Annotated in this window: 27 protein-coding genes; 10 read left to right on the forward strand and 17 right to left on the reverse strand. The window is 71.0% G+C overall.

Annotated features, from left to right (window positions below; all coding sequences use genetic code 11):
• Window positions 1-75: 75 nt before the first annotated feature.
• Window positions 76-417, reverse strand: a complete 342-nt coding sequence (locus tag VFO26_RS08155) for a hypothetical protein (protein WP_325114440.1) — start codon at window positions 415-417, stop codon at window positions 76-78.
• Window positions 418-570: 153 nt separating this feature from the next.
• Window positions 571-1425, reverse strand: a complete 855-nt coding sequence (locus tag VFO26_RS08160; RefSeq protein WP_325114441.1) for a BON domain-containing protein — start codon at window positions 1423-1425, stop codon at window positions 571-573.
• Window positions 1426-1653: 228 nt separating this feature from the next.
• Here VFO26_RS08160 and VFO26_RS08165 point away from each other — a divergent pair, with 228 nt between their 5' ends.
• The 5 genes from VFO26_RS08165 (at window position 1654) to VFO26_RS08185 (ending at window position 6156) form a co-directional block, all read left to right on the forward strand.
• Window positions 1654-2124 (forward strand): cyclic nucleotide-binding/CBS domain-containing protein, encoded by a 471-nt coding sequence (locus tag VFO26_RS08165; RefSeq protein ID WP_325114442.1) that lies wholly within the window; start codon window positions 1654-1656, stop codon window positions 2122-2124.
• Window positions 2125-2205: 81 nt separating this feature from the next.
• Window positions 2206-2886, forward strand: coding sequence for a hypothetical protein (locus VFO26_RS08170; RefSeq protein ID WP_325114443.1), 681 nt, complete (start codon window positions 2206-2208; stop codon window positions 2884-2886).
• Between the two features lie 2 nt (window positions 2887-2888).
• The gene (locus tag VFO26_RS08175; protein ID WP_325114444.1) at window positions 2889-3947 is read left to right on the forward strand and encodes an FAD-dependent oxidoreductase; all 1059 of its coding nucleotides are present in this window, start codon (window positions 2889-2891) and stop codon (window positions 3945-3947) included.
• Window positions 3944-5074, forward strand: a complete 1131-nt coding sequence (locus VFO26_RS08180) for a carboxylate-amine ligase (protein ID WP_325114445.1) — start codon at window positions 3944-3946, stop codon at window positions 5072-5074. Before VFO26_RS08175 ends, VFO26_RS08180 begins: the two co-directional genes overlap by 4 nt.
• Before the next feature lie 20 nt (window positions 5075-5094).
• On the forward strand, window positions 5095-6156 hold the full coding sequence (locus VFO26_RS08185; protein WP_325114446.1) for a sigma-70 family RNA polymerase sigma factor: 1062 nt from the start codon (window positions 5095-5097) through the stop codon (window positions 6154-6156).
• 508 nt (window positions 6157-6664) lie between these two features.
• Here VFO26_RS08185 and VFO26_RS08190 read toward each other — a convergent pair.
• Together VFO26_RS08190 and VFO26_RS08195 are read right to left on the reverse strand one after the other, a co-directional pair.
• Entirely contained in the window at window positions 6665-7066 is a 402-nt protein-coding gene (locus VFO26_RS08190) for a VOC family protein (RefSeq protein WP_325114447.1), read from the reverse strand.
• A gap of 54 nt (window positions 7067-7120) precedes the next feature.
• A complete protein-coding gene (locus VFO26_RS08195; protein ID WP_325114448.1) occupies window positions 7121-7513 on the reverse strand; it encodes a GNAT family N-acetyltransferase in 393 nt (130 codons plus the stop codon).
• A gap of 153 nt (window positions 7514-7666) precedes the next feature.
• Here VFO26_RS08195 and VFO26_RS08200 point away from each other — a divergent pair, with 153 nt between their 5' ends.
• Together VFO26_RS08200 and VFO26_RS08205 are read left to right on the forward strand one after the other, a co-directional pair.
• Window positions 7667-8338, forward strand: coding sequence for an N-acyl homoserine lactonase family protein (locus VFO26_RS08200; RefSeq protein WP_325114449.1), 672 nt, complete (start codon window positions 7667-7669; stop codon window positions 8336-8338).
• 136 nt (window positions 8339-8474) lie between these two features.
• Window positions 8475-9116 carry a TPR end-of-group domain-containing protein gene (locus tag VFO26_RS08205; protein ID WP_325114450.1) on the forward strand — a complete coding sequence of 214 codons (642 nt, stop codon included), beginning with the start codon at window positions 8475-8477 and terminating at the stop codon, window positions 9114-9116.
• 78 nt (window positions 9117-9194) lie between these two features.
• Here the strand turns inward: VFO26_RS08205 and VFO26_RS08210 are convergent, their stop codons facing one another.
• The 7 genes from VFO26_RS08210 to VFO26_RS08240 form a co-directional block, all read right to left on the reverse strand.
• Entirely contained in the window at window positions 9195-9761 is a 567-nt protein-coding gene (locus VFO26_RS08210) for a GNAT family N-acetyltransferase (protein WP_325114451.1), read from the reverse strand.
• Window positions 9762-10255: 494 nt separating this feature from the next.
• Window positions 10256-10837, reverse strand: a complete 582-nt coding sequence (locus VFO26_RS08215; RefSeq protein ID WP_325114452.1) for a hypothetical protein — start codon at window positions 10835-10837, stop codon at window positions 10256-10258.
• A 64-nt stretch (window positions 10838-10901) separates the two neighbouring features.
• On the reverse strand, window positions 10902-11915 hold the full coding sequence (locus VFO26_RS08220; protein WP_325114453.1) for a hypothetical protein: 1014 nt from the start codon (window positions 11913-11915) through the stop codon (window positions 10902-10904).
• A gap of 65 nt (window positions 11916-11980) precedes the next feature.
• Window positions 11981-12961, reverse strand: coding sequence for a TIGR03557 family F420-dependent LLM class oxidoreductase (locus VFO26_RS08225; protein ID WP_325114454.1), 981 nt, complete (start codon window positions 12959-12961; stop codon window positions 11981-11983).
• A gap of 74 nt (window positions 12962-13035) precedes the next feature.
• On the reverse strand, window positions 13036-13404 hold the full coding sequence (locus tag VFO26_RS08230) for an STAS domain-containing protein (protein ID WP_325114455.1): 369 nt from the start codon (window positions 13402-13404) through the stop codon (window positions 13036-13038).
• A 133-nt stretch (window positions 13405-13537) separates the two neighbouring features.
• A complete protein-coding gene (locus tag VFO26_RS08235; RefSeq protein ID WP_325114456.1) occupies window positions 13538-13714 on the reverse strand; it encodes a hypothetical protein in 177 nt (58 codons plus the stop codon).
• Between the two features lie 309 nt (window positions 13715-14023).
• Window positions 14024-14392 (reverse strand): VOC family protein, encoded by a 369-nt coding sequence (locus VFO26_RS08240; protein ID WP_325114457.1) that lies wholly within the window; start codon window positions 14390-14392, stop codon window positions 14024-14026.
• Between the two features lie 126 nt (window positions 14393-14518).
• Here VFO26_RS08240 and VFO26_RS08245 point away from each other — a divergent pair, with 126 nt between their 5' ends.
• The gene (locus VFO26_RS08245) at window positions 14519-15427 is read left to right on the forward strand and encodes a Ku protein (protein WP_325114458.1); all 909 of its coding nucleotides are present in this window, start codon (window positions 14519-14521) and stop codon (window positions 15425-15427) included.
• A 15-nt stretch (window positions 15428-15442) separates the two neighbouring features.
• Here the strand turns inward: VFO26_RS08245 and VFO26_RS08250 are convergent, their stop codons facing one another.
• From VFO26_RS08250 to VFO26_RS08265, 4 genes are read right to left on the reverse strand one after another with little or no spacing between them, the layout of a single operon-like run.
• Window positions 15443-17092: an NAD(P)-binding protein gene (locus VFO26_RS08250; protein WP_325114459.1), complete on the reverse strand. Its 1650-nt coding sequence runs from the start codon at window positions 17090-17092 to the stop codon at window positions 15443-15445.
• Window positions 17089-18093 (reverse strand): thiamine pyrophosphate-dependent enzyme, encoded by a 1005-nt coding sequence (locus VFO26_RS08255; RefSeq protein ID WP_325114460.1) that lies wholly within the window; start codon window positions 18091-18093, stop codon window positions 17089-17091. The genes VFO26_RS08250 and VFO26_RS08255 overlap by 4 nt, the downstream gene beginning before the upstream one ends.
• Window positions 18093-19352, reverse strand: coding sequence for a transketolase C-terminal domain-containing protein (locus VFO26_RS08260; protein WP_325114461.1), 1260 nt, complete (start codon window positions 19350-19352; stop codon window positions 18093-18095). The genes VFO26_RS08255 and VFO26_RS08260 overlap by 1 nt, the downstream gene beginning before the upstream one ends.
• Window positions 19345-19923, reverse strand: a complete 579-nt coding sequence (locus VFO26_RS08265) for a 2-oxoacid:acceptor oxidoreductase family protein (protein ID WP_325114462.1) — start codon at window positions 19921-19923, stop codon at window positions 19345-19347. Before VFO26_RS08265 ends, VFO26_RS08260 begins: the two co-directional genes overlap by 8 nt.
• A 160-nt stretch (window positions 19924-20083) precedes the next feature.
• Here VFO26_RS08265 and VFO26_RS08270 point away from each other — a divergent pair, with 160 nt between their 5' ends.
• Window positions 20084-20785, forward strand: a complete 702-nt coding sequence (locus tag VFO26_RS08270; RefSeq protein ID WP_325114463.1) for a hypothetical protein — start codon at window positions 20084-20086, stop codon at window positions 20783-20785.
• Here the strand turns inward: VFO26_RS08270 and VFO26_RS08275 are convergent.
• On the reverse strand, window positions 20782-21306 hold the full coding sequence (locus VFO26_RS08275; protein WP_325114464.1) for a GNAT family N-acetyltransferase: 525 nt from the start codon (window positions 21304-21306) through the stop codon (window positions 20782-20784). The two genes, VFO26_RS08270 and VFO26_RS08275, sit on opposite strands and share 4 nt — an antisense overlap.
• Window positions 21307-21357: 51 nt before the next feature.
• Here VFO26_RS08275 and VFO26_RS08280 point away from each other — a divergent pair, with 51 nt between their 5' ends.
• Window positions 21358-22377 carry an alpha/beta fold hydrolase gene (locus VFO26_RS08280; protein WP_325114466.1) on the forward strand — a complete coding sequence of 340 codons (1020 nt, stop codon included), beginning with the start codon at window positions 21358-21360 and terminating at the stop codon, window positions 22375-22377.
• Between the two features lie 9 nt (window positions 22378-22386).
• Here the strand turns inward: VFO26_RS08280 and VFO26_RS08285 are convergent, their stop codons facing one another.
• Window positions 22387-23343, reverse strand: a complete 957-nt coding sequence (locus VFO26_RS08285; RefSeq protein ID WP_325114467.1) for an NAD(P)-dependent oxidoreductase — start codon at window positions 23341-23343, stop codon at window positions 22387-22389.
• Window positions 23344-23346: the final 3 nt, after the last annotated feature.

Below are 23346 nucleotides of genomic sequence, written 5' to 3' on the forward strand. Positions count from 1 at the left end.
GATCGGCGAGAAACCTATCGTGCGGAACCTCGACCGTGATCCGGTGGGCGGCACTCCGCTCGGCGAAGACCCTTCTCACCCTCGTGAGCCGACCGCGCGGGCGAGCTCGGCCTTGGTCATCTTCGAGCGCCCCTTCACGCCCTTCGCCCGCGCCTCCTCGTAGAGCTGATCGCGCGTGCGCCCCCGAGGTCCCTGGCGATGGGCGCGGAGGCCACCCCGGCGCCCCGACGAGATGTCCTCACGTGAGAGCCTCGACGACTCCTGCGCCTCGCCGTGGCGCGCCCGCTCCTTGTTCACGGTCCGGGCGGCGATCTCCTCGGCCGCGTCCTCGGAGCGCCCCTGCTCCTTCAGCGAGTCCTTGATGTGCTCGTACTGGCGGGCGCGCTTCGTGCCCTTCTTCACACCGCGTGGAGGCATCACACACTCCTTCGTCTTTTTCGTCTTTCGCTCTGGGTCGATGTGCGTCCAGTCGCGATACCCCGGATCGGAAACGAGAAACCCGGAGCTCCGCGAGGAAGGGCGGCCGGGACGGCCGCCCTTCCGCTTCTCCGCTTCGCTCGGCTGCGTCGCCTACACGGATGCCTTGCGCGGCCTCGTGCGGGTGTCGGCAGAGCGCTCTTCCTCGTCCGAACGCCCGGTGACCGCATCGGTCAACTCCTGGAGCATCCCCTTCTCGACGTCCAGCTCGTTGCGGACGTCACGCACGCCGCTCACGGACTCCGCGACGTCCTCCGCCATACGCTTCTGCCCGCGGTCGTACACCCTCCCGCGCAGGAAGACGACGTCGCCCTGGACGTCGACTTCCATCTCGGAGGCGTCGATCTCGGGATGGTCGGCGAGGCGCTCGGAGACGTCGTCGAGGATCCGCTCGCGCGAGCGCTGGTAGCCCTTGGGGCCGCGGCCCCGGAACTGGCCGGCCATCGGCCAGTCTCGCTCGTCGGAGCGTGACCGCTGCCCGTAGGCCTCGCGTTCGCCCCAGCCGCGGTCGCGCGGCATCCGCGAGCCTGCCTCGCGGTACCCGCTGAAGCCGACACCGCTGCGCGGCCGGTCGAGCTGCGACCGGCCCTCGAAGTCCTCGAACCCGGCGAACCCGACGCCGCTGCGCTCGTCAGCTTCGTATCCCCCGTAGCCGTACGGCTGTCGCTCGGACTCGTACGCGCCTCGATCGCGGACCCAGTCGCGCTCGCGCCATGAGCGGGGCTCGGGCCAGTCCGACTGGGATCCTCGTCGATTCCCGTACGAGTACGGATCGGCGCCCGGTGCCGGGTACCCGCGCTCGCGCCCTCGGCGCTCGTAGTCCTCGTACGGCTCCCGTCCACCGAGTTCGCGCTCGACCTCGTACCGCCCCCTCGAGCGGCGGGCGTACTCCGAGCCTTCGCGTGGTGGCCGGCGGCCGTAGTCGTACTCGTAGTCGTGCTCGCGCATCGTGACCTCCTCGGGTTCGGTTGCGGCGTGCTTACCTCGGCGGTCGAGCCGGAAACCTCGCGCGTGACGGAGCCGGTGGGCGAGTGAGGCTCGCTGCCCGGGCAGGATGCTCTGCGATCCGTAGTACGCCGAAGCCGGGAGGCGTGACGTCCCCGATGCCTCCGGGGCCGAGACGGGAGAAGATCGGGGCATGCGAATGTCGTGCTGGGCGACGCCGGGAGGCTCACGATGACCGACGACATGCTCGTCTCACCCGCGTCCACGACCACGCCCGAGCCCTCGACGCAACCGGTGCTGGCGCTTCGGCCCGTGTCCGAGGCGATGCACCCGGGAGTGATCACGTGCCACCCCGGCGCGACGCTCCGCGACGTCGCGAGGATGATGGCGAACGTCGGCATCCACGCGGTCGTCGTCTGGGGTGACGAGGAGGACGACTCGGAGGGGGTCTGGGGCATCGTCTCCGACCTCGACCTCGTGACCGCCGCCGCGCGCGGCGAGCAGCTCGCGGGGCCCGCGGTCGGCGCAGCCCGCACGGAGGTCGTGACGGTGCGGGGGCGGGCGAGCCTGCTGCACGCCGCGCACCTCATGGAGCAGCACGGGGTCACCCACCTCGTGGTGCTGGCCGACGATCGGGACCGTCCGATCGGGATCCTTTCGACGCTCGACGTGGCCCGCGCCCTCGCCAGGGCGACCTCCTGAGTCGAGAGCAGTCGACCAGGCGTCCGTCGAGCGCCCGGGCACGAGAGGTTGACGGTGCCGCCGAACGGGTATGCCCGAGCGGTGGAGGTCACGTCGTTCGACCATGTCGCCCTATGGGCGTCCGATCGAGACGCGGTCGCGACGCTGTTGATCGACGGCTGCGGGATGCACGAGATCGACCGCACGGACACCTTTACGCTGGTGGGCGGGGACGCACGGCGCGGCAAGGTGACGTTGTTCGCCGCGGAGGGCCCGCGGCAGCCTGGGGTGCTCCAGCGCATCGTGCTCCGTGTTCCGAGCCTCGACGACGTCCGAGAACGGCTCGTGTCGGCGAACGTCCCGGCGACGAACGGGGAGGGCGCGCTCCGGGTCGATGCGGCCGAGCTGCCGTTGACGGTCGTCGAGAGCGACACGACGGAGGTCGCGGATCTCGACCACGTCGTGCTGCGCGTCCCCGATCCGGTCGCCACGGCGGCGGAGCTCGCCGAGCTGGGCCTCGAGCGAGACGGCGAGCGGCTCCGCGTCCGTGACCGGGAGGTCGTTCTGCAGTCGGGCAACGCGGGTGAAGGAGAGCGCCCGTTGCTGAACCACCTGGCGTTCCTCGTGAACTCCGCGGAGGACGTCGAGCGGGAGGCGCGCACGCGCGGCCTCGCGATCGAGGACTTCGTCGACGCCCCCAACACGCTTGCGGTGTTCCTCCGCGGCCCTGATCGGATCAGGCTCGAGTACGTCGAGCACAAGCCCGGCTTCTCGCTGGAGTAGCCATGCCCGACCTCGTCGTCGCAGGTGCCGGCATGGCCGGGCTGGTCGCCGCGGCCGAAGCGACGGAGCGGGGTGCGCGCGTCGTCGTCCACGAGAAGGGGAGCAGGCCCGGCGGGTCGATGCTCCTCTCGAGCGGTGTCGTGTGGCGGCACCGCGAGCTCGAGGACTTCCGCCGAGAGTGCCCGGGCGGGAAGCCCGAGCTGCAGCGCCTCGTCCACGAGCGGCTCGACGGGGATCTCGCCTGGCTCGCAGGGCTCGGAGCGCGTGTGGTGGCGCGTTCGACCGGCAATCGCGCGACGGTCGGCGCGCGCTTCGACACCCGCTCGTTGACGGACGCGCTGGCGAGGCGCGTGGGCGACCTCCGGCTCGGCGAGCCGCTGCGCGAGCTTCCCGACGGCACGCCCGTGGTGCTCGCGACCGGCGGGTTCCAGGCCGACCGCGATCTCGTGCGCGAGCGGATCACGCCCGAGGCCGACAGCCTCCTTCTCCGCGCCACCCCATGGAGCACCGGCGACGGCCTCGCGCTCGGTCGCTCCGCGGGAGCCGCCGCGACGACGGGGATGGAGGAGTTCTACGGGCGCAACATGCCGGCGCCGCCGGCGCGGATCGACGAGGCGCAGTTCGTCCCGCTCGCGCAGCTGTACGCCCACCACGCCGTCGTCGAGAGCGACGGCGAGACGTACGAGCCCACGACCTGGTCGGAGATCGACGTCGTCCAGTGGACGGCTCGCCGGCCGGGCGCCCGAGCGGCGTACCGCGTCGCTAGAGCACGGCTCGCGGAGCGGGTGGGGGAGCGCACGGTCGGCGAGATGGTCGCGGCCGCGGAACGGGCGGGGGCGCCGGTCCACCGCGGCTCGGGGGACGTGACGGTCGAGGTCGTGGCGGGCATCACGACGACGCTCGGCGGTCTCGCCGTCGACGAACACGCCTGGGCCGCCCCGGGCGTCTACGCAGCGGGCAACGACGTGGGTGGCATCGCCACCGGTGGCTACTCGAGTGGTCTCGCCGCGGCCCTGGTCCTCGGCCGTGTGGCGGCAGCACGCGCACTCGAGGCCGGATGAGCAGCTTCGCTTTCGGGTCCGAGCCCACGGTCGGCATCGAGGAGGAGCTCCTGCTCGTCGACGAGCACTCGCTCGAGCTCGCTCCCGTCACCAGGGCCGTGCTGGACGCGATGGAGGCCGATCCGGCTGTCGCGGGCCACGACGCATACTCCGCGCAGATCGAGCTGCGGTCGCCGCCGTCGTCCTCGGTCGGGGACGCCGTCGCGGCCCTCGGGGCCCTCCGCGAGCGGGCACTCACGGCGGGAGCGACGCTCATGGGCAGCGGCCTCCATCCGGCGGCCGCGTGGGGCGATGCGGAGCTCGTGCCCGGAAGCCGTTACGAGCTCGTCGCCGACGAGCTGCGGGGGCTGCTCCGGCGCACGCCCGAGTCGGCTCTCCACGTCCACGTCGGCCTGCCCGACGAGCACGCCGCGATCCGCGCCTTCAACGCGCTGCGTCCGCATGTCCCGCTCCTTCTCGGCCTCGCCGCGAACAGCCCGTTCTGGTTCGGCGTCGACTCGGGGATGGCCAGCTCCCGATTCGCCCTTTCCCGCGCATATCCCGGCCGGGGCGTCCCGCGGGTGCTGCGCGACATCGACGACCTCGAGGAGTTGACGACCGCGACTCTTGCTGCGGCCGGCCTGCACGAGGCGACGTTCCTCTGGTGGGACCTCCGCCTCCACCCGAGATATGGCACCGTCGAGCTGCGCGAGATGGACGCCCAGGCATCCGTCGAGAACGTCGCCGCCCTGGCGGCGCTGGTGCGCGCGCTGGTGCTCGAGGCGGCGGACGGCACGCCCCACGGCCCCGACGAGCCGAGCGAAGCGCTCGCGTGGTCGGCGTTCCGCGCCGCCCGCGACGGGGTCGACGCAAATCTCCTCGATGGTGGGAAGCCGCGTCCACTCGCGGACGTCGCCCGCGCTACCGTCGAGCGGCTGCGACCGATCGCCCGCGATGCCGGCGACGAGGATGCACTCGAGGGCGTGGAGTCGATCCTCGAGGCGGGCGGCGCGACGCGACAGCGCACCGCCTTCTCGACCGGCGGAATGGCCGGGCTCCTGCGGTCACTCGTCGAGGAGACCGCCGACGCCCGCTTCCTTCGTGCGTCGTCGCCGCGTCGTCCACGTAGCCCTCACGGCGCGGAGTAGGCTCCCATCGGAGGTCTCGCATGGCCGACAGCGACCACCGCGCAGAAGTAGCGCACCTGCTCGATCGTGGGGAGGTGGCAGGTGAGCTCCTGCTCTCCGACATCCAGCGTCTCGTCGAGGAGCTCGGGCTCGGGGACGAGGAGGCCGGGCGCGTGTACGGGGAAGCGGAGGAGAGGGGCATCGTCGTGCACGACGACGCGGGGCGTGCGGAGGCCGACCCGCCGTCGTGGCACAACGGTGACCTGGCCTCGGCCACCACCGATGCGTTGCAGCTGTTCTTCGACGAGGTCGGCCGCTGGCCCCTCCTGACCGCGGCCGAGGAGGTCGCGCTCGCGAAGCGGGTCGAGCGCGGCGACGAGCAGGCGAAGGAGCGGATGATCAACTCCAACCTCCGGCTCGTCGTCTCGATCGCGAAGCGCTACCAGGGTCACGGCCTGTCGCTGCTCGACCTCATCCAGGAGGGCATCATCGGCCTGATCCGCGCGGTCGAGAAGTTCGACCACCGCAAGGGCTTCAAGTTCTCGACGTATGCGACGTGGTGGATCCTCCAGGCGGTGCAGCGCGGCGTGGCCAACAAGTCGCGCACGATCCGTCTCCCCGTCCACGTTGCCGACCGCGAGCGAAAGCTCGCGCGGACACAGCGCGAGCTCGCGGCGCGCTTGGGAAGAGAGCCGACGGAGGCCGAGGTGATCGCTGCCGCGGGCATCACGGACGAGGAATACCGCCAGGTGCAGGAGGCGGCGCGGTCCGTCACGAGCCTGGACAAGCCGGTCGGCGACGAAGGCGGAGACGGCGCCCACCTCGGCGACCTCGTCGCCCGCTCGGCGGAGCCCGGCCCGGAGGACGAGGTGCTCGTCAGCCTTCGCGACAATGCGCTTCGCCGCGCTCTCGGTCGCCTATCCGAGCGTCACCGTCGCGTCATCGAGCTGCGCTACGGGCTGGCCGGCGAGGAGCCCGTCTCCCTTCGGGAGGCCGGCCGCATCCTCGGCATGTCGGCCGAGGGCGTCAGGCAGCTGGAGACCGAGGCGCTCGAGCACCTCGCAGTCGACCGCGAGATCGACGGGCTGCGCGAGGCAGCCTAGAGACGCGAAAGCGGGCGCCGAAGGGCGCCCGCTCACGACCGTGCAGTGCCGCGCTGCTAGCGCCTGCCGTAACCGACGCCGCCGGTCACGAGCAGCACGAGCAACACGATGATCAGGATCCAGGCCCACACCGGCATCCGTATCACCTCTCTCTCGGGGTCACGGACGTGATACCCCCGGGAGGTCGAATCCACACCTGTCGACCCGGCTCGGCTCGCCGGCACGGGCCGCGGTCGCCCCGACCCGCCCTGGCGACAGCACGCCGGCCCAGCCGAGGAACGAGCGGCGCGTGTTCGCTCTCGCTACCTCGGCCGCGCGCAAGCCTTCAGGACACGACCCTGCGCATCACACAGTTCCTCTTGCCTTTGGGGCGGAGGTAGTCGAAGCCATCGACCCTTCTCCTAGGCTCCCCCGGGCAGCAGACTACCGCGTACATCTGGAGCGCCTGGGTGTCGGTTCAGATCGGAGGACGCGCAGGCGTCATTCCGGAACACTGGCCCAGCGAGCGTCACGCGGCCGGCAGCTGGCGGTCCCCGTGGAAGACCGCTTCGACGTTGTTCCCGTCCGGGTCGATGACGAACGCTGCGTAGTACCCGGCGTGGTAATGCGGGCGAAGACCGGGCGCGCCGTTGTCGCGGCCGCCGGCCTCGACAGCAGCGCGGTGGAACCTGTCAACGGTGGCTCGGTCGGCTGCGGCGAAGGCCACATGAACGGGAGCGGCCGGGGGTTCCCCTTCCCCGATCCAGAAATCTCCACCGCCCTCGATGGCGAACCCGGGCCCCTGCGAGCTCTCCACCACCGTCACTCCGAACGGCTCGAGGGCCTGCTCGTAGAAGGTGCGGCTGCGCCTCACGTCACGGACTCGCAGGGCCAAGTGGTCGATGAGGGGCAGCGTCACGGGCAGCGACACGCCCTTCATCCTAGAGCGCGATCTTCGGGGAGCATGCCTGCACGCTGGAGCAGGCTAGAGAGGCTTTCTCATCAAGTCGCTGGGAAGCTGGCTGTACCCAAGTCGCCGGTAGAAAGGCACCACGTCAGGCGCTGCCACGAGGTCGAGCCGTGTACCGAGCTGTCGTCGCGTCACGAGTGCCTCCAGGGCGTCCATGATTCCCTGGCCGATCCCCTGTCCCTGGGCATCCGGATCGACAACGACATCGACCGCGAAGCAGTACAGCCGGCCGTCGCCGACAAGCCGTCCCATGCCCACGACCGCCTTGCGCTCGTCCACTGCGCAGATCGCCGTGAGGCTCCCACCCAGGGCACGATGGCAGTCCTCGACCGGGGGCGACGTCCACCCAACTCGGCGCAGTAGTTCGATGTACTCGTCGGCCGTCGGGAGGCGCTCGACAAGCTCCACGGTCTGATCATCGCGCTTTGTGCCGTGTCCCGCTCATGGGTTGTCCCCGAACGCCCGCCCAACCGACCGCCGAGGCATACTCGCTGCCCTGACGGCGATCCTTGCCGCGTGGAGGCCGCGATTCCCATCCCGGGCCGCCCGTCGAACCAACAGATGAGTTCCGTCCCCGATCGCAGTCTCGACACCGACGGCCGATCCACCACCAGCGATCTGGAGGATTACGTGCCCAACCAGGATGACCCCAAGCTCTCCGCCAACGCGATTACGGCTCACCTCGGTGCCACCTTCGCGGGCTTACCCGTCTACGTGCACACGATCGAGCACGCCGACGGCCTCGTCCTCGTCGACACCGGCATGCTCGACTCGACGCCGGAGCTGGACGAGGAAGGCGCGCCCGTGCCGATGCCGGAGAACATCCCCCGAGACGTCGTGTGCGTCATCAACACCCATCTGCACTTCGACCACTGCGGCGGCAACCGCCTGTTTCCGGGTGTGCCGATCCACGTCCAGCGACTCGAGCTGCAAGGGCCTCATGACCCACCCGAGTGGGTCGACTTCCCGGGTGCGACCTACGTCGAGCACGACGGTGAGGCGGAGGTGCTTCCCGGCATCCGGCTGCTGCCGACGCCCGGCCACACAGACGGCCATCAGAGCGTCCTCGTCGACACGCCCGACGGGCTCGTCGTCATCGGCGGCGACGTCGCGTACACGTACGACGAGCTCGGGAGCGGCGCGACCGAGGGACAGCGGCTCGTGCTCGCGCTGGCCGCTCCGACGTGGCTCACGCACGCGGGAGGGGGGCCGAAGGTTCCCCGCCCGAACTAGAGGGCTTGATGTGGGTGGAGACCGGGCCTCGTCCGCAGAGACGGCCAGGGCCGCACCTGTCGCGAGATCATGCGGGCCGCTCGACGGCGGTTACGATCGACGATTCCCGACCCGCGCAACTCGGAGGTGAATACGGATGAACGACAGGCCGATGTGGCAGGTGGCGCGCCTCGACGACATCGAGCGTCGCGACAGGGACATCCCCGTGCGCGAGCACTTCGGGATCCGCGCATTCGGGATCAACGCCTACACGCCCGGTGAGGACGGGAGACTCGTCAGCGAGCACGACGAGTCGGGGTCGGGTCAGGAGGAGCTGTACATCGTGCTCGACGGCAAGGCGACCTTCGAGATCGACGGCGAGACGGTCGACGCGCCCGCAGGAACGTTCGTATTCGTCCGGCCGGAGTCGCAGCGGAAGGCGACGGGCGACGGAACCGTCCTCGCTCTCGGCGCCACCCCCGGCGAGGCGTATCAGGCGCTCGACTGGGGTGACGCGTGGTCGTTCCATCGAGACTCGATGGTTGCCTACGGTGACAAGCGCTATGCCGACGCAGTCGAAGCGGTTCGCGGAGGCCTCGAGCACACGCCGGACCACCCCGGCCTCCATTACAACTACGCGTGCTTCGCCACGCTCGCGGGAGACACGGGCGACGAAACGTTCGCCCACCTCAGGCGGTCCGTGGAGCTGCACCCGTCCTTCCGCGACCAGGCGCGCAAAGACGACGATTTCGCTGCGGTACGCGACGACCCGCGGTTCGAGCAGGCTCTTCGTCAGTAGTGACGCACGACAGACAGGTCATCGGTCTGCACCGTCAAGACCGTTCTGCTACCGGACCGCCGAGCGCCTGCTCTCGAGCTACGTCGCACGGCGCTCCCACTGCTCGCGCGTCATCTCGTACTCCACCTCGCCCTGCTCGACGCCCTCCACGGGCGCGGTGATGGAGCTGGGGAATGTCCGCACGTAGGTGAGGCCGGCCCGCTCCATCACAGCCCGCGAGCCCGCGTTGACGGAGAGGGTCTGGGCGATGATCCTGTCGAGCCTGACGTCATCGAAGCCATAGCGCACTAGCTCCCGCGCCCCCGCCGAGGCGAATCCCTTGCGCCACTGACGCCGAAGCAGGCGATAGCCCAGGTCGGCCACACCCGGGTCATTGGGCTGGTCGGGGCCGTGGGCGGGCTGAAGCGTCCACCAGCCGACGAACTCGTCGTCGACGAGCCCGATCCAGAAGCCGAGTCCATCAATCTTCTGCGCGGCATCCATCCGTCGCGCGTGGTTGGCCTCGACCTCCTCGCGTGAGCTTGCTCGACCGCTGAGGTAGCGCATCACCTCGGGATCCGAGTCGAGTTCGACCTCCAGCTCGAGGTGCTCGTCGGCGAGCGGCACCAGCGTGAGCCGCGCGGTGTGCAGGGTCTTCTGCGGCATCGAACGATTGACGCACCCGTGAGGACGTGGCGGTCGTCCCCGCTGGGTGGTCGAGGGACATTGTGGTCCATTGCGTGGGCATCGAACGAGATCAGATACCGCGTCATCCCATGCGTCTCTTGTCCCGGCAGCCTCCTCCGGCCGCACGTCGATGTTGCTCTGAGGTCCGCCGCCGGCGCATCGAGACCATGAGGTTCCACGGATACGGGCGTGCGTACCCGGCGGGACGGCGGCAGATCGTCGGCCGGTCTTCCATCTCAGCGACGCAGAGCAGTACCGGCGACTCAACGACGCGGTCTGCGTCGGAGTCGGTGAGGTGCGCTCGCCGGCCTATCCCGACCAGCTCGACCCCGATCTCGTGCTGGACGTCGCGGAGCTGATCCGGGACCGATCGCGGACTGACGGCGGGCGCCCGCCGCTTGCCGCCGTTGCGACGCACGGGCCGGCTACTCAGTGGTCTGGATCGAATCGTCTGCGCGGATGCGGATGGGCGGTCAGGCAGGCGCCCGGATCGACTCCGGGAGGATCCTGAGTCGCTCCACGAGCGTGAGGAAGGCGGCCCCGAACGGCGCGTCCTCGACCTGGGCCCTGACGCCGTCCCAGTCGATCTGCTCGCGGAGCGAGCGGGCGATCTCGAGCACGGGCCGGAAGTCGGGGTCCTGCTCGCTCATGGCGAGGAGCTTCGTCGTGAGGACGTCGTCGATGGACGCCACGAGGAGGGGGAGGGCTGCGACCTCGAGCTGGGCGGCGCGGACGAAGTGGCCGTCGTCCACCGGTCCGCCGGCCGGGTGGAAGATGAGGTCGACCAGGACCTCGCCGTCGTATGCCTTGACGAGCCAGCCCTCGGGTGGGCGCTCCGTGCGCATGCCGACCTCCTCGAGCGCTTCGAAGGCCCGCTCGACGTCCTCCTCGCGGACGAGGAAGTCGACGTCGTGGTCGGTGGGCGGCCCTCCGCGCGCCCACGCAGCAAGTCCTCCACCGAGGAGGAACTCCACGTCGGCGTCGCGGAGCGCGCCGGCCGCCTTCTTCATCGTCGCGATCAGGTCGGGGAACTCGTCGCTCGGCGTGTAGCCCATGGGTGCGGTCTACCCCGGCCGTCTGCGTGCGAATCCGACGGGGCGCCCGTCGGCCCCTCACCACTCAGGCGGCCTGCGCCCGGCGGATGCGCCAGGAGCGAAGCAGGCTGACGAGGGCTGCCTCCTCCTCCCGTAGCCCGCCGTTGCGTCCGGAGACGACGCGGAGCTTGCGGTCACGGAAGTGCTCGAGCGTCCGGCCCTCCCGCCACTGCTCGACGACGGCCGGGCTGACGTAGGAGGCGCGGGCCACTGCCGCCGTGTTGCCGAGCTCGCCGCCGACGCGGCGCATGACCGATGCGAGCACACGACGCTCGTCGGTCGTCTCGTCCGGCGGGCCGTGCTCCGCGAGCGCCACCGCTGCGGACAGGGTGCCGCCCCACGTCCGGAAGTCCTTCGCCGTGAACGTCTCGCCGAGGTGCTCGGCGATGTAGGCGTTGAGGGCAGCTGCCGTGAGGTTCGCCGGAGCCCCGTTGCGGTCGAACCGCAGCAGGCGGGCGCCGCCGTCGTACTGCAGGAGCGCGCGCACCGCCTCGGCGAGCTCCGCGTCGACGAGCGTCGTCCGGACGAGAATGCGGTGCTTGGCGCGGAAGTGGAACACGACGTGACGGCCGCGTACCGAGACGTGGCGCTTCGAGAGCGTCGTGATCCCGTATGTCCGGCTCGACCGGGCCGATCGCTCCGATCCGACCCGGAACCAACCGCGGTTCACGAGCGTGACGCCGAGCGCGCAGGCCCAGTCGCGCTCGTACGGCCCGAGCTCGAGGTCCTGTGCGACCTGCTCGCGCAGCCCCGGGAGCCGTTCCCCGAAGAGCACCAGCCGATCGAACTTCGCGCGCTCCTGCGCGGCCCGGAAGTCGGGGTGGTAGAGGTACTGCCGCCGTCCGGCCGCGTCGACGCCGGTCGCCTGGAGCCGTGCGGACGCGTTGGGAGAGATCCAGACGTCCCGCCACGCGGGCGGGATCACGAGCTTCTCGATGCGCTCGATGTGCCGCTCGTCGGTGATCCGCTCCCCCCGGCTGTCGACGTACCGGAACGGCTTTCGGCGACCGAGCCTTCGCCAGCCGCCGCGGCGCGGCAATCCCTACGCTCCCGGACCGAGCAGGGACGCCCGGCGAGGCGCATCGAGGCCTGTCGCCCGGCGCGTCACCGCTGGACGGCGCCTGTCGCCACGCGCTCGTAGTGCGGGAGGATCTCCGACGTGCAGAAGCGGAGGAAGCCCTCCTGTTCGGGGCCCACCTGGTGGAGGTAGACGTGCGTGTAGCCGGCCTTCCGGTACTCGTCGATCTTGGCGATGTGGGCTTCCGGATCCGGGCCGCAGACGATCGCCCCCGCGACGTCGTCCTCGCCGACCATGCCGGATGCGGCCTCGAAGTGCGACGGCAACGGCAACTCCTGCGCGAGCGGGCCCTGGAGCGCCGCGTTCGGCCACCACTCGAGCGCGGTGCGACGCGCGTCTGCCTCCCGGCTCGCCCAGCACACGGTGACCTGCCCGTATCGAGGCTTGCCACTGCCGCCTGCCTCGTCGAAGGCTGCCAGCAGCCCGCCTTCGGGGGACGTCCCCACCAGGCCGTCGCCGATCCGTCCTGCGAGCTCGGCCGCCTCGGGGCCACCGGCGGCGACCATCACGTCGATCGTCTCCTCGGGAAGCGTGTAGATGCGGGCGTTCTCGACCGTGTAGTGCTGCCCGCGGTGGCTCGTGAGCTCACCGCGCCAGAGATCGCGCATCACGTCCACGGCCTCCTCGAGCATCTCGCGCCTGATCTCGGTCGAGGGCCAGCGCTGCCCGAGGACGTGCTCGTTGAGGTTCTCGCCTGTGCCCACGCCGAGGAAGAAGCGCCCCGGCAGCATCGAGGCAGCCGTCGCGGCCGCCTGCGCGACGATCGCCGGGTGGATCCTGATGGTCGGGCAGGTGACGCCGGTACCGACCACGAGCCGCTCGGTCGCCAGCGCGATCCCGCCGAGCACGCTCCAGACGAACGCGCTCTCCCCCTGGCGGTCTGTCCAGGGGTGAAAGTGGTCCGAGACGAGCGCGAAGGTGAAGCCGGCCTCCTCGGCCAGCGCAGCGTTCCGCACGAGGTCGAGCGGTCGATGCTCCTCGCTCGAGATCGCGTATCCAAGCTCCACTTTCGCCTCCTCGTCCGTTCGCCGGCCCTGACGTGAGCCGCGCGCTCGACCACGGTTCCCCCCGCCACCTGCGCCTAAACCGTCTGCTCACCCGGCGCGCCGTACGGCGTCAGGCTCGCGGCGGCGACTGCGGCCTCACGATCCGGATGGAGCGAGAAGAGCCTGTCGAGAAGCGTTATCTCGAAGATCCGCCTGATGCCTTGCGCGGGGCACACGACCGTCACCCTGCCGCCCGTCGGTCCCAGCCTCTTCAGCGCCCCCAGAAGCACGCCGAGGGTCATCGAGTCCACCAGCGTCGCGTCGGTGAGGTCGATCACGAGCGCCGAGGCGCCGCGGTCGAGCGCGACCGTGATCGCGCGTCGCAGATGTGGGGCGGTGTGGAGGTCGGAGTCTCCCCTGACCGCGATGACGGCGACTCCGTGGCCGCCGTCCGTCGATTCCACTGCGAAATGTGTCGGCCGAGAGCTGCCGACGAGGGCGCGCTCGGCCGGCGAGCGCTTCCTCCGTGGAGTCGGAGGCGCCTTCCCGCCTTCGGGACTCGGGGTGGGCACGAAGCCCACCCCGAGCACCGGCGGTTCAGCTCGCCCCGAGGGGCTCCCGCTCATCGTCATCCTCTTTCGACTCGTCGTCACGATCGAGCTTGTCCTTCACGTCGTCGACCAGGTCGCGGCCCTTGTCCTTGAGCTCGCCCCAGCCCTCCTGGGCCTCGCCCTCGGCCTGCTTGGCCTTTCCTTCGATGCGATCCGAATCCATTGCGCTTCCTTCCGGTAGGCGTAAGTCGTCTCTTCAGGCGTGAGTCGTCCTCCTGGAGGTACCCGCCTCGAGCGGTTTCGACACACGTCCCTCGCGGCAAGAGGCGGTGGGGGCGGCTCCGGTGGGTTCGGGTCGGGAAGCGGCGGCTCGGGCGGCTCTCCCGGCGGGACCGGCGGCTCGGGAAGCTGCTCGACCATGGGAGCGATGTGTCCCGCTCCTGCCGATCTCAAACGTCGCAGAGAGGTTTTCGGAGCACCGTCACGGGTACCCGAGCGCGACGACACGAGCCCGGGACGACTGTAGGGCGCGCTACGCCTCCATCACGGAGAGCACGTTCCCGGCCGGGTCCTTGAACCACGCGATGCGTGGTCCGGGGACCCGGGCGATCCCCTTCGAGTCCTGGTCGAAGCCCTCGTACCGCTCGAGCTCCACTCCGCGTGAGCCGAGCTCGTCCACGGCCGCGTCGATGTCGTCCACGGGAAAGTTGAGGATCGTGTACGTGGCGGGCGCGTGATCCTCCTTGGGATAGATCAGTGTCGGACGGTCGCCGGCGAGGTGGAGGGTGAGCATCCCGTTCTCCTCCGACACCTCGATCCCCAGCGTCTCTCCGTAGAACGTGCGGGCTTTCTCGATGTCGTCCACCGCGAAGCCGCTGAATGCCTTGGTCTTGGCGAACACGGTGCCTCCTCCCGTCGGGCTCGGTCGGCATGGAGCACGTAGCCGTTCGACTCCCGCGCCAAACCCGGACGGGCGCGTGGCCGGCGTCCCGGTTACGTCCCGGGCCGAAACGGGAACACCTGCGGCATGCCGCGAGCGATCTGGTCCGGCGCGATCTCGTTCGGGCTCGTCAACGTGCCCGTGCGGATGTACAGCGCGATCGCGGAGCAGGACGTCCATTTTCACCTGCTCCACTCGAAGGACGACTCGCGGATCGGGTACGACAAGGTGTGCAAGAAGGAGGGCAAGCCGGTCCCGGACGACGAGATCGTCAAGGGCTACGAGGTCTCGGAGGGCAAGTACGTCTACGTGACCGACGAGGACTTCGAGGCGGCGGCGGGGGAGAGCTACAGGTCGATCGACATCCAGGATTTCGTGGACGTCGACGAGGTCGACCCGATCTACTTCGAGCGAACGAGCTACCTCGGCCCGGCAGACGGCGCCGAGAAGCCGTATGCGCTGCTCGTGCGGGCGATGGAGGAATCCGGGCTGGTGGGGATCGCGACGTACGTGATGCGCGACAAGCAGCAGCTCGGCTGCCTGCGCGTGCGTGACGGGTTGATCGTGCTGGAGAAGATGTTCTTCGCCGACGAGATCAGGCCGACGAAGGGGATCGCGCCGCGTAGGACGTCGGTCGGCAAGCAGGAGCTGGCGATGGCCCTCGACCTGATCGATCGCTTCCGGGGCAGCTTCGAGCCCGAGACGTACGAGGACACCTACCGGGAGGCGCTGTTGCGCGTGATCGACCGCAAGCGCAAGGGGAAGGACGTGCACGTCGAGCCGGCGGCGGAGCGGGAGGAGCCGGTCGACCTGCTCGAGGCCCTCCGGGCGAGCGTCGAGTCGCACCGTCGCAACGGCCGCAAGGCGCGGCGCGGCAACGGGTCTCTGTCGGGCCTGAGCAAGGCCGAGCTCGAGAAGCGTGCCCGCCGAGCCGGCATCGAGGGTCGCTCGTCGATGACGAAGGACGAGCTCGTCGAGGCGCTCGAGGCGACCTAGCCGCCTCGGGGTGCCTCAGATCGTCTCGGGCACCATCTCGATCGCGCCACACGGGCACTCGGCGACGCAGATGCCGCAGCCCTTGCAGAAGTCGTAGTCGAACGCGTACCCGCGGCCCGCAGCCTCGCGCTGCAGGCCCTCGAGCTTGATCACGGAGTTGTCGGGGCAGACCCCGAAGCAGTTGTCGCAGTCGAAGCAGTTGCCGCAGGAGAGGCAGCGGCGCGCCTCGAACAGCGCCGTCGTCTCGTCCAGCCCGCCGACGACCTCCTCGAACGTCGATCGTCTCCGGGCGAGCTCCAGCGTCGGCTGCACCGACCGCGGGGCGTCGGTGTAGTACCAGGTGTTGAGCGTCTCGAAGCCCGCAAGCTCGTGCTTCGGCGCCGGCTCGTAGGACTCCCGGCGGAGCCACGCGTCGATGTGCCGGGCGGCCTTCTTGCCGTGACCGACGGCCACCGTCACCGTGCGCTCGGCGGGCACCATGTCGCCGCCCGCGAAGACGCCCGGATAGCCGGTCATCAGGTTCGGCCCGACCTTGACGACGCCGTCGGCCACCTCGATCCCCGGCACGCCCTCCAGCAGCGAGAGGTCCGCCTCCTGTCCGAGCGCGAGGACCAGCGCGTCCGCCTCGAGCTCCTCGACCTCGCCCGTCGGCTGTGGGAAGCCGTTCTCGTCCAGCTCCATCCGTTCCAGCGTGAGGACGCCCGGCTCGGCACGCTTGACCGTCGAGAGCCACTTCATCCGCACGCCCTCCTCCTCGGCCTCCTCGACCTCGAAGTCGTGAGCGGGCATCCGGTCGCGTGTGCGCCGGTAGACGACCACGGCCTCCTCGGCGCCGAGTCGCTTCGCAGTGCGCGCGACGTCCATCGCGGTGTTGCCGCCACCGTAGACGGCGACGCGGCGGCCGAGGAGCGGCTTCTCCTCTCCCTCCATGCTGTGGAGCACCGCGACCGCGTCGAGGATCCGCGCCGCCTCCCCCGCCGGGACGTACGCGCGCTTTCCGATGTGCGCGCCGACCGCGAGGAAGACGGCATCGAATCCCTCGTCGCGCATCGCGCCGGGGACGTCCGTCACCTTCGTGCCGAGCTCGAGCGTCACGCCGAGCCCGACGATCCGTGCGATCTCCGCGTCGAGGATCTCGCGCGGCAGGCGATAGCGAGGGATCCCGAAGCGCATCATCCCGCCGGCGTGCTCCTCCGCGTCCCGGATCGTGACGTCGTGGCCGAGCCGCGCGAGGTGGTAGGCCGCCGACAGTCCGGACGGGCCGGCGCCGACGACGAGGACGCGCTGGCCGGACGCCGGGGCGTCGGCCGTCACCCGCCATCCCTGGGCGATGGCCTCGTCGCCGAGGAACCGCTCGACCGCGTTGATGCCCACCGCGGAGTCCAGCTGCGCGCGATTGCACACGGTCTCGCACGGGTGGTAGCAGACGCGCCCCATGACCGCCGGGAAGGGGTTGTCCTCCATGAGCTTCCGCCACGCCCGCTCGTAGCCCTCGCCGCCCTCCTCGGCCTCGTACAGCCAGGCCTGGATGTTCTCGCCCGCCGGGCAGGCGTTGTTGCACGGCGGCAGAAGGTCGCGGTAGACGGGACGCTCGGTACGCCAGCTGCCGGTCTTGTTGGCGAGGCTGGAGCCGACGTCGAGCGTGATCGCGAACGGCTTGTTCATGCGACGGGCACCTCCTCGAGCAGCCCGAAGCGGCGGATGTTCCGGTCGGCGATCGCCTGCAGGCGCTCGATCACGTCCGTCCTGGGGGGATCGCCGAACAGATGGGCAAAACGGCGCTGAAGCCGCAGGTACTCCTCGACGGGGACCGGCCGCCTGATCCTCGAGACCGCCACGACCTCGCCGTGCTCGGCCTCGAAGACCGGGAACAGCCCGGTCTCCTTGGCGAGGCGCGCGATCCGGATCGTGTCCTTGGACGCAGCGCCCCAGCCGAGCGGGCAGGGAACGAAGACGTGCAGGTAGCGAGCGCCGTGGAATTGCATCGCGCGCTCGACCTTGGCCTCGAGGTCGTGGAGCTCGGCGACCGTCGCGGTCGCGACGTAGGGGATCTCGTGCGCCATCGCGATCAGGGCCGCGTTCTTCCCCTGGCCGAAGGAGTTGCCGGGCTCCTCCCCGACCGGCTTCGTCGTCGCGGTGCGCGCGGCCGGGGGCGTCGCGCCCGACCGCTGCACGCCCGTGTTCATGTAGGCCTCGTTGTCGTAACAGACGTAGAGCACGTCGTCGCCGCGCTCGAACATGCCCGACAGGCAGGCGAAGCCGATGTCGAGCGTGCCGCCGTCGCCTCCCTGGCCGATGACGCGGATGTCGGTGCGGCCCTTCGCCTTCAGCGCCGCCGCGACGCCGGACGCGACGGCGGGCGCGTTGCCGAAGAGCGAGTGCACCCAGGGAAGCTGCCAGGAGCTCTCCGGGTACGGCGTCGAGAAGACCTCGAGGCATCCGGTCGCGTTGGCCGCGATCAGCCGGCCCTCCGTCGCGCGCATCGCGGCGTCGAGGACGTAGCGCGCGCCCAGCGCCTCACCGCAGCCCTGGCACGCCCGGTGGCCCTTGGTCAGCGTGTTCGAGCGCTCGCGATCGGCCTGGACGGACCGCCCGCCCTCGTCCAGCAGCCGATTGCCCACCGCGAAGCTGCCGACCTGGAAAAACTTGACCGGACGGTAGGGCATCAGTGAGACCCCCCTGCGACGAGGCCGAGGTCCCGCAGGATGTTCTCGGCGTGCGGCCCGGAGCGTCGCGTCGCCTGCTGGCGCTGCAGCTCGCGCTCGACGAGCTGCCGGTCCATGTCGAGGAAGTGGAGGCGGTTCGGCTCGAGCCGGCCGGCCTGCACGTCGTCGAGCAGCCCGAGCAACGAGCGCCGCGTGACGGGACGGCCGCCGAGGCCCGCGACGACGTCGAAGACTGCCGGGGGCAGGCCCGCGAGCGCGAGTCGTACGTTCTGGCCGACGATCCCGCCGATGCCCACGGCGAACGCGCGCTCGACGACGACCACGCTGGTCGCATCGCCGAGCGCATCGCGGAGCTCCTCGAGCGGGAAAGGACGGAAGCACGTGATCCCGAGCGCGCCGATGCGCACGCCCTGGTCGCGGAGCTCGTCGACGACGTCCTCGATCGTCCCGAGCATTGATCCGAGCGCGACCACGATCGTCTCGGCTCCTTCCGTCCGATACCGGCGGAGCAGCCCGCCCGAGGTGCGCCCGAAGGCCTGCGTGAACTCGGAGGCGATCTCGGGCACGAGGTCGAGCGCCTGCATCTGCTTCGCGTGGGCGAGGTACCGCACCTCGGTGAACGCCTCGGGGCCGACCATCGCACCGATCGTGACGGGCTCGTCGGGGTCGAGGACCTGGCGGGGGGCATAGGGCGGCAGGAACGCGTCCACCTGCTCCTGGGAGGGGATCTCGAGCGGCTCGACAGCGTGCGTGAGGACGAAGCCGTCCATGCAGACCATCACCGGCAGCGAGAGCTCCTCCGCAAGCTTGAACGACTGGACGTGCAGGTCGATCGCGGCCTGGTTCGACTCGGCGTAGAGCTGGATCCAGCCGGAGTCGCGCTGCGACATCGAATCCGAATGGTCGTTCCAGATGTTGATCGGCGCCCCGATCGCGCGGTTCGCGAGCGTCATCACGATCGGGAGGCCCAGGCCGGAGGCGTTGTAGAGGGCCTCGGCCATGTAGAGGAGCCCCTGGCTGGCGGTCGCGGTGTACGCACGCGCCCCGGTCGCCGAGGCGCCGATCGCCGCCGACAGGGCGGCGAACTCGGACTCGACGAGCAGGTACTCGCACGGCGAGAGCTCTCCGGATCGCACCATGTCGGAGAGCGCCTCGACGATGTGCGTCTGCGGCGAGATCGGGTACGCGCTGATCACCTCCGGCCGGCAGAGCGCGACGGCCTTCGCGACCGCGAGCGAGCCCTCGAGCTGGTCACGCATGGGCGACCCCGCTCCCTTCCCTGACGACCGCGAACGCGGCGAGCGCGGCCGCGACGTTCCCCTCGCCCGTCGCGCCGGTGAACCGTCGCCGGATCGCCGTCGTCACGGCCTCGACCGAGACCACCCCGGTGAGGGCGGCGAAGCCCCCCAGCAGGGCGGCGTTCGGGAGCGGGCGCCCGAGGTGCTCGCGCGCGAGCTCGCTCGCAGGAACCGTGATCACGCGCTCGGGACGGAACCGCTCGACGAACTCGGTCAGGCCGAGCTCGTCGAGCGACCGGCCGGTGTTGATCAGGACATACGCCTCGGGGCCCACACCGCCGAAGAGGTCGACCTGGTGCAGGAGCGTCGGATCCTGGACGATCAGCGCATCCGGCTCGACGATCGGCTCCCGCGACCGGATCGGGCGGTCGTCGATCCGGCAGAAGGCGGTGACAGGCGCACCGGTCCGTTCCGACCCGAACGTCGGGAACGCGACCGCGTGCCGGTCCTCCCCGAACGCGGCGACCGAGAGCATCTCGGCCGCGGTCACGACGCCCTGGCCGCCGCGTCCGTGGATCCGTACTTCGAACACGTCCCAATGGTCGCCCGGCGCGTGTCGGCCCTGCATCAGAGCGGCCGCGGTTCGCGCTCCGTAGTTCCCCACACGCCCGGATCGTCGTGGGGCGGTGTTCGCGGCCGAGGTCTCCCTGCGGGCGACCGATCCCTGCGAGCGGCCGGTCTACGCTCTACGCATGCCTGCCTCGGCCCTCACGAAGGAGATCGACGAGCTCTACGGGCTGCCGCTCGACGAGTTCACGAAGGAGCGGGACGCGCTGGCCCGTCGCCTCCGCTCGGACGGCCGCCGCGAGGAGGCCGCCGAGGTGGCCGAGCTTCGCAAGCCGGTGCTCGCAGCCTGGCTCGTCAACCGGCTGGCGCGCGAGCGGCGCGACGACGTGCGCGAGCTCGTCGCGGCCGCCGATGCGGTCCGCAAGGGCGAGGCAGATGCGCACGATCGGTTCCGGCGTGCGGCCGACGAGCTGGTGCGCGCCGCCCGCGATCTCGTCGCAGGCGACGGCCGGAAGCCGACGGACGCCGTCCTGCGCGACGTCGCGACGACGCTGCGTGCCGCCGCCGCGGCCGACCCGACGCTGCTCACGAGCGGCCGCCTCACCCAGCCGGTAGAGGCAACGGGGTTCGAGGCGATGGCGGGCGCGGTTCCCCGGAAGGTGCCGAAGGCCCGCGAGCAGCGCGACGACACACGGGCGGCCAAGAAGCGCGTGGAGGCCGCACGCAAGGCCGTATCGGAGGCACGCGCCGAGGCGAGGAGGCTCGGGAAGGAGGCCGACGCCGCCGAGCGCGAGGCACGGCGGCTGCGCACGGAGGCCGATCGGGCCGAGCAGGCGATTGCCGAGGCCGAGGAGCTGCTCGCCGCCGCCCGGAAGCGGCCGGCCTAGCGCTCGAGGCCGACGACGAACTCGCGCTCGCGGCCTTCCCAGGTCACGTGCAAAGACCTCGCGACCCGCTTCAGGAGCGAGACGACCGCGGCGTTGTCGCCGCACACGGTCGCCACCAGCTCCGTGATCCCGGCGGCCCGCGCGTCGGACGCGAGCTCGCGGGCCAGGACCGAGCCGATCCCGCGGCCCTGGTGCGCGTCGGCGACCTCGAAGGCGATCTCCGCGGACGCCCCGTCGCGGACGAGCCGCGCCATCCCGGCCGGCTCCGCGTCGCCGTCGACGTAGGCGACGAGAACGTGATGGTCGCCGTCGACGCGCGCCAGCGCCGCGAGCTCCTCCTCCCGCAGCCGCGGCTTCGCGCCGCAGAACCGCAGCTCGCGCGAGCGGGCTCCGAGTCGGCCGAACAGCGCCGCGACGGTCTGCGTGTCACCGTTCCGGAGCTGCCTGACCGTGATCCCCTCGACGTACCGTGCGTGCATTGTCCGATGGTGGTCGACGCGCACGACCCTGCGCTTCGCCACGGCGGGCCATCTTGTTGACATGGCCCGTTCGGGCCATCATCATCGCGGGTGATGGAGCAGGACATCCGCTTCTGCGAGCTCGACGGGCGCCGCATCGCCTACGCGACCGTGGGGGAGGGGCCGCTGCTCCTCTTCGGCGGCAGGTGGGTCACCCACCTGGAGGAGGAGTGGGACGACGGGCCTGCCAGGGGGTTCTTCGTGGAGCTCGCGCGCTCACATCGCGTCGTGCGCTACGACCGCCTCGGGGTCGGGCTGTCCGAGCGCACGCTCGTCGACCCTCCGAGCGAGGAGGCCGAGACCCGCCAGCTCGCGACCGTCCTGCGGGCGAGCGGCGGCGGGCCTGCGACGGTGTTCGCCTGCTCGTGCGCCGGGCTCGCGGCCGCGCGCCTCGCGAGCGAGTCGCCCGAGGAGGTGCAGAAGCTCGTGTTCTTCGGGGGGTACGCCTCGCGCGACGACATCCCGGCCGCGACGCGCGAGTCGCTCGTCGACTTCGTGCGGGCGAACTGGCAGCTGGCGGCGCAGATGCTGGCCGGCCTCTTCGTCCCTCGCGGGAGTGGCGAGGAGATCGACGCCGTCAGCCGTTACCAGCGTCGTTCCGCGGACGCGGAGGTCGCCTCCGCGTTCCTCGATCTCGACCTGCGCTCGGATGCCGGTCCGTACCTGCCGAACGTCGAGGCACCAGCGCTCGTGTTGCACCGTCGCGGCGATCGCACCGTGCCGATCGGGCGGGGGCGCCAGCTCGCCTCGCTCCTGCCGAACGCCCGCTTCGTCGCGCTGAAGGGCGACTCCCATCTCCCCTGGATGGACGACCAGCGCGACCTCCAGCGGGCACTGGCGGGCTTCCTCGGCGACGTCGGCCCCACGGAGGCGAACGGCGACTCGCCGCTCAGCCCCCGTGAGACCGACGTGCTGCGGCTCGTGGCCGCGGGCCTCTCGAACCGCGAGATCGCCTCGTCGCTCGTGCTCAGCGAGCACACCGTCCACCGCCACGTCGCGAACGTCCTCCGCAAGCTCTCGCAGTCGTCGCGAGCGGCCGCCGCGGCGCACGCGACCCGCGCCGGGTACATCTAGCCTCGCCACCTATGCGACCCTCGACAGTCCCCCTTGCTCGGTGCCGACCCGCGCGTACGCGGCCGTGAACCCCTCGCGCCAGCTCGGGTACCGCAGCGTCCACCCGAGCTCGCGCTTCGCCTTGGCGTTCGACGCGCCCCGCGACTCCGTCAGCATCATGACCCCGACCTCGCCTGCCAGGATGCGGGCGAGCCACGTCGGGACGTGACGCGGCGGCTTGGCGCCGATCGCCTCCGCCAGCGCGGGAAGCCACTCGCGCACCGGCGCGGGGTCGTCGTCCACGACGTTGTAGACGCCGGGGTCGCCTCGCTCCAGTGCGAGCACGGTCGCCGCGGCCGCGTCGTCGAGGTGGACGAACGACCAGACGCCGCCGCCGTCGCCCACGATCGGGAACTGCCGCTTGCGCACGGGCTCGAGCTGGACGTCGTCGGGCGAGCCGTAGAAGCCGCCGTAGCGGAGCGCGAGCCCGCCCGCCTCGACCACCGTCTCCTCGAGATGGCGGATGGCGTCGAGCGTGCCGCGCATCTCGGGCAGCGGGTCGGGATCGAGGGGCTCCTGCTCGGTCACGACCTCGCCGCCGCCCCGGCCGGACGGCCAGCCCGCATAGCTCTGGGCGACGAAGCGCTCGACACCCGCCGCGCGGGCGGCGGCGAGCAGCGCGTCCGTGCCCTCGACGCGCAGCCGGTTGGTCTGGGCGAAGCTCCGGTCGAAATGCTTGATGTCGAGCCCACCCGCGAGCGAGGTCGCCTGGTGGACGATCGCGTCGGGCCGCGCTGCGGCGAGCGCCTCGCGGACTGCCCGTGCGTCGAGCAGGTCGAGCACGACCGGCTCGGCGCCCTGCGCCGCCAGCCGCTCCGCCTTCTCGCGTGAGCGGGACGTTCCGATCACGTGGTGCCCGCTCTCGACGAGCCGGGGCACGAGCCGGGTCCCGATGGCGCCGGTTGCGCCTGCCACGAAGACTCTCATCGT

Origin of the sequence: Gaiella sp. (assembly GCF_035710885.1) — a bacterium.
Classification (GTDB): Bacteria; Actinomycetota; Thermoleophilia; order Gaiellales; family Gaiellaceae; genus Gaiella.